Origin of the sequence: Noviherbaspirillum sp. (assembly GCF_036846085.1) — a bacterium.
Taxonomy (GTDB): domain Bacteria; phylum Pseudomonadota; class Gammaproteobacteria; order Burkholderiales; family Burkholderiaceae_D; genus Noviherbaspirillum.
The window spans coordinates 1-12,038 of sequence record NZ_DAIUCO010000156.1 but is presented as its reverse complement, the minus strand read 5'-3'; the positions used below and the strand labels follow the sequence as shown (position 1 = coordinate 12,038).

Annotated in this window: 11 protein-coding genes; all 11 read right to left on the bottom strand. The window is 61.1% G+C overall.

The features are described 5' to 3' along the window. Positions 1–1,402 (bottom strand): type VI secretion system Vgr family protein (locus tag V7080_RS17035; protein ID WP_334189590.1); only part of this gene is annotated, 1,402 nt, incomplete at its 3' end. Between the two features lie 72 nt (positions 1,403–1,474). Beyond that, on the bottom strand, positions 1,475–1,864 hold the full coding sequence (locus V7080_RS17030; protein ID WP_334189589.1) for a DUF4280 domain-containing protein: 390 nt from the start codon (positions 1,862–1,864) through the stop codon (positions 1,475–1,477). A 76-nt stretch (positions 1,865–1,940) separates the two neighbouring features. Continuing rightward, positions 1,941–2,582 (bottom strand): M91 family zinc metallopeptidase, encoded by a 642-nt coding sequence (locus V7080_RS17025; RefSeq protein WP_334189588.1) that lies wholly within the window; start codon positions 2,580–2,582, stop codon positions 1,941–1,943. Positions 2,583–2,700: 118 nt separating this feature from the next. Next, the gene (locus V7080_RS17020) at positions 2,701–3,231 is read right to left on the bottom strand and encodes a hypothetical protein (protein ID WP_334189587.1); all 531 of its coding nucleotides are present in this window, start codon (positions 3,229–3,231) and stop codon (positions 2,701–2,703) included. A 31-nt stretch (positions 3,232–3,262) separates the two neighbouring features. After that, entirely contained in the window at positions 3,263–3,901 is a 639-nt protein-coding gene (locus V7080_RS17015; RefSeq protein WP_334189586.1) for a hypothetical protein, read from the bottom strand. Positions 3,902–4,008: 107 nt separating this feature from the next. Further along, positions 4,009–4,650: a hypothetical protein gene (locus tag V7080_RS17010; protein ID WP_334189585.1), complete on the bottom strand. Its 642-nt coding sequence runs from the start codon at positions 4,648–4,650 to the stop codon at positions 4,009–4,011. 54 nt (positions 4,651–4,704) lie between these two features. Further along, positions 4,705–7,401 (bottom strand): type VI secretion system ATPase TssH, encoded by a 2,697-nt coding sequence (gene tssH / locus V7080_RS17005; protein WP_334189584.1) that lies wholly within the window; start codon positions 7,399–7,401, stop codon positions 4,705–4,707. A 13-nt stretch (positions 7,402–7,414) separates the two neighbouring features. Further along, entirely contained in the window at positions 7,415–8,434 is a 1,020-nt protein-coding gene (gene tssG, locus V7080_RS17000; RefSeq protein ID WP_334189583.1) for a type VI secretion system baseplate subunit TssG, read from the bottom strand. Then, positions 8,419–10,296, bottom strand: coding sequence for a type VI secretion system baseplate subunit TssF (tssF, locus tag V7080_RS16995; RefSeq protein ID WP_334189582.1), 1,878 nt, complete (start codon positions 10,294–10,296; stop codon positions 8,419–8,421). Before tssF ends, tssG begins: the two co-directional genes overlap by 16 nt. A gap of 21 nt (positions 10,297–10,317) precedes the next feature. Continuing rightward, positions 10,318–10,833, bottom strand: a complete 516-nt coding sequence (tssE, locus tag V7080_RS16990) for a type VI secretion system baseplate subunit TssE (protein WP_334189581.1) — start codon at positions 10,831–10,833, stop codon at positions 10,318–10,320. Between the two features lie 45 nt (positions 10,834–10,878). Then, positions 10,879–11,694, bottom strand: coding sequence for a type VI secretion system accessory protein TagJ (locus tag V7080_RS16985; RefSeq protein ID WP_334189580.1), 816 nt, complete (start codon positions 11,692–11,694; stop codon positions 10,879–10,881). Positions 11,695–12,038: the final 344 nt, after the last annotated feature.

Here is a 12,038-nt window from a genome sequence, read left to right as displayed (position 1 = left end):
GCGGCATCGACTCGGCGTTGTAGACGCTGCCGGTGATCAGCGGCTGGTCCGGATCGCCTTCCAGGAAGCTCACCACGACTTCATGGCCGATGCGCGGAATGAACATGATGCCCCAGCGTTTGCCGGCCCAACCCTGCGACACCCGTACCCAGCAGGAGCTGGTTTCATCTTCCGGGCCGACCCGGTCCCAGTGAAACTGAACCTTGACGCGTCCATATTTGTCGGTCCAGATCTCCTCGCCCGCCTTGCCCACCACCATTGCCGTCTGCGGGCCCCGAATGTAGGGCTTGCGCGCGGTGCAGTCGGGCCGATAGGCGTGTTCCTTGGGGATCGCGGACAGGTTGCAGACAAACACCGGCGTCGGCTCCTTCGGCGGCACCGGCTCATAGAAGTCGGACGCCAGCGCATAGTCCGCCGACACCATCAGGAAGTCGGTGTTCTGGTCGGCACGCGGATGCCCGGTCAGCTTGAACAGCCCGCCGGGGAATACGCCGCGCGCGTTGCTGCCGGCGTAGACACGCTCATAGCGGGTATGCATCGCTTCGATACGCGCCTGCGCATAGCTCTCGCCCTTGGCGCGGACGATGAATTTGCCCGGATAGTCGAAGATCTCGTGCGTCGACTGGTCGTAGCTACGCACCAGCGCCGAGCGCACCAGCAGCGAGGAACTGCTCGCCGTCGGCTTCTCGAAATCATAATCCCTGAGCACATAGGCGCCGGGCTGGACTTCACCGCCCATGGTCCAGTCGTACATCACCTCGCTCAGCTTCATCGTATCGTCGTCACGGGTGGCGTACGGGATTTCGGCGAAGTTCGGGATCGACTGGTGCGCACCGTAGGAATCGGCCAGCACCATGGTGTGCCTGCCCAGTTCGCTCTTGAAGTAGTAATAAATTCCTTCCTTCTCCATCAGCCGGCTGACGAAGTTGAAGTCGGTTTCGCGATACTGGACGCAATACGGCATGGCCGCATATTCACCTTCGAGCATCGTGACGTCGAAGTCGGCGACCGTGTACGGCTCGAATACCGCCTTGATGATCTCGACGACGGTCTTGTCCTGGAAGATGCGGCAGTCCGCCGAGCGCGTCAGGAACCACAGCCACGGCCGTACGGTCGCCTGGTAGGTCGAGTACCGTCCCTGCTTGCCGGTCAAGGCAAAGCGGGTGATGAACCCGTTGAAGTGGCGCTGCCCGCCCTGAACCTGCGGCAGGTCCACCGACACCGTCAGCAGGGTCGCGAGCAGGTCGTCGATATTCAGGTCCGCCCGCTCGCTCAGCAGGTCGAGGTTGTACTCGCTCAGCGCGCCGAGCTGTTCGGTGCCGGTCATGCGGCGGAACAGCAGTACATCCGCGCCGAGTGCGCAGGTAACCGATATCTCCCTGTTTGCTTGTGTTGCTGGCATGTTGTCTATTGTCGTTGCCGCTTTCGGGCGGCGGTAAGTGGCGTTATCAACGAATGAAAAGCGAAGGCACTGTCACGGAATCATGGTTTTTACCGTTGCCGGATTGGCGATGCTAATCACGCCGCCCCAGTTGCATATGCATTTCGAAATGTTATCCAGCGCGGGCATATTGGCGATCAATACCGTCGGCGCACCGACAACCCACGGCGACGACGTTGCCGGTACGCATGGCATCGGCGTCAACACGCCGAGCGCGGCTGCGGTCGCAGCCGCCACCGTCGGATTTGCCGGCGAGCTGCACATCCCGAAGGGCATGATATTCACCAGCGGCTTGTGATCCATGATGTTGGCGGCGGGCGGACCTTCCGCCATCACCTTGTTCGTCGGCAGCACGACCAGGCTGGACGGCGCGACGCCGAACGAACACTGAAGCATGGCACCCATGGAGACTTGATTTGGCATGTGTCTATTGTTCTGTTACGCGATCTGAAACGCAATGCAAGACGACATTAGTGGCAGTCGCCGCAGTACGGGCGCATTAAAAATACGCCAACCGTTTCTGTATCTTCAGTTCCGAGCGGATCTTGTTCTCGGTGATTTCCTGGTCTTCAAAACCGTCAATCCCGGTGGTGCACAACTCCTCGTCCTTGCCATCCTTCTTGATTCCGTAAAGGCAGTGGTACGAATGGATCAATTCATGCGCCAGGACGATATAGGGCCTTGCGGCTTCCCCCTTGCTGGTTACGACTTCCACGTTGGTAAAGAACATGGTGCAAACCGAGCCCTGCCCTTTGACCGTCGATGACATCGGGTCCTTGGCGGCGTTTTGGCTGCCGCCGAGCTTGTAGAAGCTGCACCCGTCCGGCGCCTTATGCCGCGGATCGTCCGATTTCTGCAGGGTTTTATTCATCCCTCCGCCGGCGTAGTACGCCGCCTTGTAACCGGACTGGACGAACGTCATCGACTGCGGCACCACCATGACGTTCACCGACGGTGGAAAATCCGCCCTGTGCCGCGGCGTCGCCTTGGCGATGAGGTCGAGCAGCTTTGCGCCGGTTGCCGATTCGGCGATCTTCGCAAGTGCTTCGCGCACGATCGGCACGAAAAACGGGTTTGCAGCGGTATCGTACTTGCAGGCGATACCCGGATAGTCCGGTAGCGGGGCAATGATCTCTGCCATGGTGATATCCCTCCAGGAAGATATTGGTTGTTACACCTTGCACGGGCAAGCTTCCAAGCCTGGCCCTGGCCAAAATTGAATTCTTTCAAGCCGCTCGGAAACGTAGCGGCATTCCGGATCATTTGCCTTTCACCATGTCGGCGAAGCTCTTCGGTGGCAGGGCCACAGCAACCGGCATGCCTGCCGTGGCAACAGGACCGGGCGGTGGAACGACCGGAGCCGGTCCATTGACCGACCCGTTCTTCCACAGCGGCCCGACGAAGGCCAGCCAGTACGGGCCGGTCTCGCGCTTCACATACTCTCCGCCGGTGATGCCGAACATATGGTGCACATAGCGGTGCTTACCCTGAACGAAGGCAGCCACTTCGAAGCTGGGATGGCGATAAATGTTGTAGTACTGGCGGTCGACATTGACGGCGATTGCGTAATCGAGCGAAATCGGGATGCGCGCAACGCTCGGCGCCTTGTCGACCTGGGCCAGGAACTTCTCGCGGTCGCCAGGACTGCAGACGATGAGGGTGCTGATCGAGACGTTGCGATTGTTCCAGATCTCGATCGCCTCGTTCGCCATGTTATCGAGGTCGCCGACCTTGCCCTCGACGACCCACATATGCTTTTCGAAGAATGAATTGTGAAAGAAAGCGCTCATTTTTTTGTCCGTAAATGGCCGGTACGTCCGGCTAACCGAGGTGATGAAACTGGATTTCCCTGAACGAAAGGGGAACCTTCGCGCCTGCCGACGTCACATAGGTCGCATATTGCCGCACGAGCGCGAGGAAGAAATCGAGCATGCGTCCCCTTGGCACCTTGTACTCGCCCGAATTGGGATCGAAGAAAATCATGCCGTCGGGATGGGCATACAGCGCGCACAAATGGTTGGTCGGCATCCCCTTCAGGTTCATGATGATGATGTAGAAACCGGGATTGGCGTAAAGATGCGTCAGCGCCGACCCGAAGGTTGCGTAGTTGGTTTCGGTGACCGTTCCCCGCCGACGCATGCCCACCGCTGCCGGTGCCACCACGTCGACCCGCTCTCCATAGCTTGCTGCCGGCAGGTTGTTGAAGAATCCGGCAAAGTAGTCGATGTTGCGCCATCCCTGGTCCGAATTCAGGTAGTCGATGCGTTTCGCCGCCACTTCCGCCGGCACTTTCCGGTAGCGCTGTACCCAGCCGAACGACAGTCCGGTACAGCCGCCGATCTGTACCTCCGGCAAGGTCGCCAGGAGAGGACGGGATTTGATCTGGCGGCGCTGCTTGTACTTGGCGACGCGAAATCGCTTCAAGTCGGAGATCGTCTTCCAGGAAGTAAAATTTGGCATGTTCGTTTCTAGCTTTAATCAATTTGATACGGTAGTGCGTGAGGCTTCCTGTTCCATGGATGCGCCATTCTCGCGTTCACCGGGCGTCAATCCCTCCCGGCGGAGGATCAAATCACGCTGAAGTGCAGCCCGAGTGCCGCCATGTCATGCGATGGAATGGACGGCACGACCTTGACGTCGGCCAGCTTCAGGTTTGGAATGTAAAGCTGCCAGGCCTCGATGCCGCCCAGCGTATCCGGTACATACACCCCCATATCCTTCAGTCGCTTCCGCTTGGTTGCGTTGGTAACCATCTGGCCGACCATCGCGTTCATATCCTTCACCGACATCGGGCTGTCCAGCGAAAACTTCGAGGTATCCACCTTGGTAGCCGCCGGCTGCGGCGCGAACCCTCCCCAATACGCCTTCGCGCCATCCTGCAGGGCGATTTCCTGGTACTCCTCGATATCGTTCCAGTCGATGCGGATTGCAGACGCAAAGCGCACCATCTCGCGCATGCTGACGCTGTTTGCCTTCGCTTCGAGATAGCGGCCCCGCGCACCGAGCTTATCCTCCTCGAACGGGTCGACCGCCGACCACCACGGCGACAGGAAGCCGTTCCTGCCCTCCTGCACCGTATACGAGGAAAGCTTGAACAACTTCGTGCCCGACTTGAGCGAGACGACGCGGGCCCTTCCGTTCAGAAACGCTTCCTGGATATAAGCCGGTTCCTTGCTGAAGTCGGAATTCTGCAGGCTGCCGTTAATCATGGAGACTTCCTTATTCAGAGAGAGAATTCGCAACGGGAGCTGCGCGACCCGGGTTCATTCAAACGAATAGGCAAATTCCCCACCTTCAGCGGTCACGTGCACCCGCGTAATGGACTTCCCTTCCATCATCCTCTTGAGGAACTCGCCGCTGATCGTCGGCAGAACGGAATTGGTCAGGATCGCATCGATCATCCGTCCGCCGCTTTCCAGCTCGGTACAGCGGCTGGCGATGAGCTTGACCACATCGTCGGTATAGGTGAACGGCACCTTGTGGCTCTGGCCAATGCGCTTTTCGATGCGGCCCAGCTGCAGGCGGATGATCGCGCCGATCATTTCGTCGTTCAGCGGGTAGTAAGGAATGACGACGACGCGGCCGAGGAGCGCCGGCGGGAACACCTTCAGCAGCGGCTCGCGCAGCGCCTTGGCAATGCCGTCCGGCTCCGGCATCAGGTCCGGGTCCTTGCACAGGTTCATGATCATGTCGGTGCCGGCGTTGGTCGTCAGCAGGATGAGCGTGTTCTTGAAGTCGATGACGCGGCCTTCGCCGTCTTCCATCCAGCCCTTGTCGAAAACCTGGAAGAAGATCTCATGCACGTCCGGGTGGGCCTTTTCCACTTCGTCCAGCAGCACCACGCTGTACGGGCGACGGCGCACCGCTTCGGTAAGGACGCCGCCTTCGCCGTAGCCGACATAGCCCGGCGGCGCGCCCTTGAGGGTGGAAACGGTATGCGCTTCCTGGTACTCGCTCATGTTGATGGTGATGATGTTCTGCTCACCGCCGTACAGCGCTTCGGCCAGGGCCAGCGCGGTCTCGGTCTTGCCGACGCCGGAGGTGCCGGCCAGCATGAAGACGCCGATCGGCTTGCTCGGATTGTCGAGCCCGGCGCGCGACGTCTGGATGCGCTTGGCGATCATGTCCAGGCCATGGCGCTGGCCGATGATGCGCTTGCTCAAGGTGTCCGCCAGCTTGAGCACGTTTTCGATCTCGTTGCGGACCATGCGGCCGACCGGTATGCCGGTCCAGTCCTGCACGACGGATGCAACCGCCTGGTGGTCGACCGTCGGCAGGATCAGCGGCGATTCGCCCTGGTGGGCCGCGAGCGTGGCCTGCAGTGTCTTCAATTCCTCCAGCCATGCGTCGCGCTCGGCAGAGCTTTCTTCCGCGACCGGTGCGTCCGCCGCCCCCTCCACCTTGCCGGTGACGGTGCGCAGCTTGCCGCGCAATTCGAGGATGCGGGTTACCAGTTCCTTTTCCGCGTTCCAGCGGGTTTCAAGGTCGGCCAGACGGGTGCGTTCGGCATCAAGTTTTTCCTCCGCGACGGATTGGCGGGACTTGGTGTCGACGCCGACAGCGGTTTCCCGCGCAATGATTTCCAGTTCGGTTTCCAGCGCGGTGATGCGCTTGCGGCAATCGTCGACGGCTGGCGGCGTCGCATGCTGGCTGACCGCGACCCGTGCACAGGTGGTGTCGAGCAGGCTGACCGATTTGTCCGGCAACTGACGTGCGGGAATGTAGCGGTGGGACAGCTTGACCGCGGCTTCCAGCGCTTCGTCGAGGACCTGCACCTTGTGGTGCTTTTCCATTGTCGACGCGATGCCGCGCATCATCAGGATGGCTTTTTCCTCGCTCGGCTCTGGCACCTGCACCACCTGGAAGCGACGGGTGAGCGCGGGGTCTTTCTCGATGTGTTTCTTGTACTCGGCCCATGTGGTTGCCGCGACGGTGCGCAAGGTGCCGCGCGCCAGCGCCGGCTTGAGCAGGTTGGCCGCGTCGCCAGTGCCGGCGGCGCCACCGGCGCCGACCAGGGTATGCGCTTCGTCGATGAACAGGATCACCGGCTTCTCGGACGATTGCACCTCCTCGATCACCTGGCGCAGGCGATTCTCGAATTCGCCTTTCATGCTGGCGCCAGCCTGCAGCAGGCCAACGTCCAGGGTACGCAGTGTCACATCCTTCAGCGACGGCGGTACGTCGCCGGCGACGATGCGCTGCGCGAATCCTTCCACCACCGCGGTCTTGCCCACGCCGGCTTCGCCGGTCAGGATCGGATTGTTCTGGCGGCGACGCATGAGGATGTCAATCACCTGGCGGATCTCGTCATCGCGCCCGACGATCGGGTCGAGCTTGCCGGTACGCGCCTGCTCGGTCAGGTCGACCGTATAGCGCTTGAGCGCTTCCTGCTTGCCCATTGCCGCCGGCGACACCGCGCCGCTTGCTTCGCCCGGGGCAGCACCGCCGCCGACCTGGAAGCCATCGGTCGCCTTCATCTGCGCTTCCGGCGATTCGCCGAGCAGGCGCGGGAAATCCTCGACCAGCGCATCGAGTTTGATCTTCTCGAACTGGCGGGAGATCGCATACAGCGAATTGCGCAGCGAGGATGTCTTGAGGATGCCAACCAGCAGGTGACCGGACCGCACCTGCGATTCGCCGAACATCAGGGTGCCGAACACCCAGCCGCGCTCAACCGCTTCTTCCACCTGCGACGACAGGTCCGTGACGGAGGTGGAGCCGCGCGGCAGGCGGTCCAGCGATTCGGTGATGTCCCGGGCGAGCCCCGCCGGATCGAGCCCGTAGTGCTTGACGAGGCGCATGAGGTCGGAATCCTGCAACTGCATGATCTGGTGCAGCCAGTGAACCAGCTCCACGTAGGGGTTGCCGCGCAATTTGCAGAACACGGTGCTGCTCTCGATCGCCCGATAACAGAGGCTGTTGAGTTTGCCGAACAAGGCTACGCGACTGATTTCTGCCATGGTGAGATCCCTTTTAGAGCTGGTTGATGTGATTGATCGGGTTGAGCAGGAGCTGCCTGTCGTCCTGCTTCGGGGTATGACTGTTGAGCCAGGTGGTCCATCCAAGCCTGGACTGATTGCCAAGCGTGAGCCGTGGCACTTCTTCTTTTTTCAAGATCAGGTTGACGTCCCAGTTGTAACCGACGCCCGCGTAATTGCGCACCCAGGCGACGAGCCGCTTGATGCTTTCGCCGCCGGGCAGCATGTGCTGGTATTGCGCGAAATCGACCGGACCGATCTCGATGCGGAACTTGTGCTGGCAGTTCCACACCTTCGACCCGAGCACGGTCGTCATGCCGAGCACTTCGGCGTCCGGGCCGCTGCGCAGCCTGCACCGGCCGTCGGCGGGCAACGTCATCCAATGCCCGACGAATTCCTTCAGCACCACCGGCAGCCGGAAAAAATCGGACAGGATGGCCGCCAGCCCTTCGGCGTTGCGGGCGTGGGCGGACAACCGTCCGGCGTAGTGCAGCTTGGCGAAATCCGGCGCCGCATCGCGGTCGTGCAGCGACTTCATGCCGATGCCGATCAGCGAGCCGACATAGTCCGCAAACCGGTCGGACTCCGGCCGGTCGAGGCTGACCGCCGGTTGCGCATTGGCCCAGCTCCGGTAAAAAAGCGCGATCATCCGGTGATGGAACATGTCCAGGAAGCGGGCCAGGGTCGGGTCGTTGGCATTGCGCACCCGGTCACGTATGTATTCGGTCAGGTGCACCGGCATCGGGCCGTTGGCGCCCAGCAGGCCGAAGAAATTGACTTCCAAGCGCGGCGCCGGCTGGCTGCCGCTCGCCGGCGTGAACGAGTCGATCATCGAATGCGCGAAGGAAAGCGACGGCGGCTGGCCGAAGCGCACTGCGTCATCCTGCGGCCGCTGAGATTGGCCGATGCGCGGCTTGTCCGGATACGCGCATTCGATGCGGCGCAGGGCGGCGAAGAAATCGAAGGTCGCCGGTTCTGCCTCGAGCCGCTGCAGGATCTCTACAGGATTTCGCATCGTCCCACCCTCGCCGGCCACTTCATGATTTCACCGCGCTTGGTGGTTTTCACCACTGTTTCGGTAAAGGAATTCAGCGACACGTATTTGGCAAAGAATTGCTCGAGGACCGCACCCAGCAGGAAGACGCCGATGCCCTCGAACGCCGACTCCTCCATCGTCACGGCAACCTGCAAACCGCGTCCGTAGGTGATCGGACCAGGCACGGGAAGGCGGCGGACGATCGGCGCGGCGGTCACCGAGCGCAACCCTTCTATCTGGGCATGACTTGCGGCGTCGGCCGCGGAGCAGTACAGGCGCATCAGGTCCCGAAGCGCCGCCGCGCCTTCCTTGTCGCTGCTGTCCATGAGCGACAGATAATTGAGAGACAGGTGGCTCACCAGCCGCCAGGCGGTCTCGCCTTCCGCGTGCGACGGTGACGGCACGGTCGGACCGGCGACGCAACGCACCGATTGCACCGGCGCGCTCGACTCGACGGTGAAGTCGGTCTTTCCACTGCCGACAGGCATGCTGAGCACGAGATCGCGGTTGGTGCACAACGTGTCGATGCCAAGCTGTCGGAGGTTGCTCCGGTATGGCGTTTCGACGGAGTCCACCAGCGACAGGAAAATCTCGCTGCCGATATAGCTCGATCGCGGCCCCTGTCGCCGCTGACGCTCGGACAGCAGCCGGCGGCCACGCCTGACCTGGTAGTACGCTTTTTCCTGGCTGCCGGACTGCAGGTCGTTCGATGAATAAAACGGACTGAACGTCTGCTCGGCATCCGGGCCGGTTCCGTAGCCCTTCACGCCCAGCACCTGGTAGACCTCGAAATCCATCGGCCGGGTGCGGTCGGGCACGACGTGGTATTCGGAAAACTGGTCGGATAGATGGATGCGGTCGGCGCGCTTCGGAAACAGATTGATCGCCGGCGTGCAGTACAGGGAAAAATTCCCGGCCGATACGGTTTGTTCTAGCGTCGGATCGGCGCGATTGAACAGCACGACGATATCGACTTCCTTGTCCGGGCAGCGCGCCAATCCCTTGGCAAGTCCGCCCAGCTCGGCAAACAGGTAGCGCTGCGGAAAAGCGAAGTATTCCTGCAGCAGACGGTAGCCCTGGAATGAACGCGGACCGCAGGGCAACAGCGCCTGATCGTCATCGAAGCCGACGCGCTTGATATTGGTCTTCGCGATGATCTCGTGCCAGCTTGCAGGATGCTTCGTCGGCATCACCACCATACCGACGGCATTCGAAAGCAGCTGCTCCAGCATGCGCGCAGGAAGCGAATCGCTACCGCGCAGGTACAAAGGCAGCTTGTCGAGCGGGATTTCCTTGAAGGTCAGTCCGGCGGTCGCCTTCAGGCGCAGCCGCAATCCCGCCTTGATGCTTCCCAGGCGCGATATCTCCACGCCGCCAACCTCGCCGGCATAAGTGAAGTATTTCGCTTCGGCCAGTTCCACCGGCCACATCGTCACTTCATGGGCGGTCCGGTATTCGCAGGAGGTCTGATCGCCCTTGCCGAGCAGGCTGCGCAGGGCTGTGCCCCGCTCGACCTTGAAACCGGCGGCAAGACTGCCTTCGGTCAGGTCGGGATGCAGCTGTACCACCGCCATCGACGGCGTCGGCGCAAGGTACTGGGGATAGACCAGTTCCAGCAGGTGATTGGTAAAGCGCGGAAATTCCGCATCGATCTTGAGCTGCACCCGCGCAGCAAGGAAGCTGAAACCTTCCAGTAGCCGCTCGACATAGGGGTCGGCGCAGGCATAGGTTTCCAGACCGAGACGGCCGGCGATTTTCGGAAAGTCGCGTGCGAACTCGCCGCCCATTTCCCGCAGGTGCTGCAATTCGCGTTCGTAGTATCGGAGGAGCTTGGTATCCATCAGATGTGCATCAGCTTAACGTCAGGCAGGAGCGGAATCGAAGTCGAATACCTTGATTTCGCCGATCTCGAGATCGAGCTCCGTCTTCAGGTAAAGCCGTTCGGGCAAAGGCTGGCCCCATAGTTCGCCATGCACTTCGAATACGATGTGATTCGGACTGCCGCTGGCGTCTTCCACCGCGACTGCCTTGATCCGTACCGAATCGCGCAGGATGCGGGGCTCGAAATCCCAGATCGCCTGCCGAAGCCGTCTCTCGACTTCCGCCAGGTCCAGCCCTGAGGCTGTCCTGCCGGAAAAATCCGGCAAGCCGAAATTGATCACCGACTGTGCCGCCAGCGGCGTTTCCTTCAAATCCTGCAGGATGCCAAGGCCGGTGGTGTTGAACAGCCAGCCGAGATCGCGCAGCACCGCCCTGCGCAAGCCGCGCATGGACAGCACGCGCTTGTCGCGCGGCTCCTGCGTGGTGTCGGTTTCGTCGTCGGTAAGGCGATCCAGCAGCGAAGGCTGCAGGCGTTCCTTGCTGGTCAGCTCAGCCATGCCGCAATCCTCGTCGTACGATGGGCATCAGGCCAGGCACCATCCTCAGACCGCTTCCTCGATGGCATCGACGGTCACATTGAGTTGCACCGAGCGGATTTCCATCAACGGATAATCCCCGGAGTCCGTGGTCAGCATGCGCTGGCCCACGCCCCAATAAACGTCCGTCGCTTTTTCAGTCCATTCGGTTTTGCGCGCAAGCAGCAGCGTATCGTCGTCGATGTCGGTCGTGCCGGGATACCGGGTCGGGATGAATCCGACCGCCTCGCCCCCGTTCGCCCAGGTCAGGCTGACCGGCATCCACACGCTGTCGCGCAAATCTGCCGGCGGCTCGGCGCGGATTGAGCGGATACGATGCATCGGCACCCAGTAGTATCGGCCGTTGACAAGCAATTCAAGGACAGGCCCGAGCCGGGAGTCGGCATCGGCGATCCACTCGAAGGGTTCGTCGTTAATGCTTCCGGAAGTCGTCGGTGCGGAATCGAATGCTTCCTCGCGCATTCGCTGTGCCGCGGCATGATCGCCCTCCGCGCCCAACCTGAGTGCATCGACGAGCTGCGCGATCCAGGGTTCGGGTTCGCCGAAAATTACCGGCGATCGCTTGCCTGCGAAAATCTGCTGGCGCAACGCCTCGCATTGCAGGGTTTCGCGATAGGCTTGGACCATATGCAGGTTTTCGCCGTCCAGATCGCCTGCGACGTTCAACTGCGTCAGCGCTTTGTCCCACTTTCCCTGCACGGCAAGCAGCTGGAACAGAAATACCCGGTGCTTTGCATCAGCCGGATGCTGGCGGACTTCCTGCTGCAGCATCTGGAGCGCCTCTTTCAGGCGGCCTTGACGAAGTGCTTCCACTGCGGACATGCAATTTCCCCTTAACGCGGATTCCATGCCGGCGGTTCCGGCGCTGACCGCGGATGTGATGTGAGACGGCTCAGGTCTGCGCTGGTTGGCTGGGCATCTGGCAAGCGACTATTCCTGCTCAAGCAATGACGGTGTCAAGGCTTGTCATTCACTACGGCCAATGCATCAAGGCAATCCAGCACGTTCTCCGAACGGCCCCTTCCCCCGTTCAGGGGGAAGGCTGGGATGGGGGTAGTGAGGTCGAGTTGCTGTATGCAGTCGATCAACCTCATCACCCCCACCCTACCCCTCCCCTTGCAGGAGGAGGGAACCGGTAAGTAATACTGAATGAGTAAACAGACATG

Bases quoted from the DNA above. Each gene is read 5' to 3' on its own strand.
- V7080_RS17030 (WP_334189589.1), bottom strand. From the start codon at position 1,864: ATGCCAAATCAAGTCTCCATGGGTGCCATGCTTCAGTGTTCGTTCGGC.
- V7080_RS17025 (WP_334189588.1), bottom strand. From the start codon at position 2,582: ATGGCAGAGATCATTGCCCCGCTACCGGACTATCCGGGTATCGCCTGC.
- V7080_RS17020 (WP_334189587.1), bottom strand. From the start codon at position 3,231: ATGAGCGCTTTCTTTCACAATTCATTCTTCGAAAAGCATATGTGGGTC.
- V7080_RS17015 (WP_334189586.1), bottom strand. From the start codon at position 3,901: ATGCCAAATTTTACTTCCTGGAAGACGATCTCCGACTTGAAGCGATTT.
- V7080_RS17010 (WP_334189585.1), bottom strand. From the start codon at position 4,650: ATGATTAACGGCAGCCTGCAGAATTCCGACTTCAGCAAGGAACCGGCT.
- tssH (WP_334189584.1), bottom strand. From the start codon at position 7,401: ATGGCAGAAATCAGTCGCGTAGCCTTGTTCGGCAAACTCAACAGCCTC.
- tssG (WP_334189583.1), bottom strand. From the start codon at position 8,434: ATGCGAAATCCTGTAGAGATCCTGCAGCGGCTCGAGGCAGAACCGGCG.
- tssF (WP_334189582.1), bottom strand. From the start codon at position 10,296: ATGGATACCAAGCTCCTCCGATACTACGAACGCGAATTGCAGCACCTG.
- tssE (WP_334189581.1), bottom strand. From the start codon at position 10,833: ATGGCTGAGCTGACCAGCAAGGAACGCCTGCAGCCTTCGCTGCTGGAT.
- V7080_RS16985 (WP_334189580.1), bottom strand. From the start codon at position 11,694: ATGTCCGCAGTGGAAGCACTTCGTCAAGGCCGCCTGAAAGAGGCGCTC.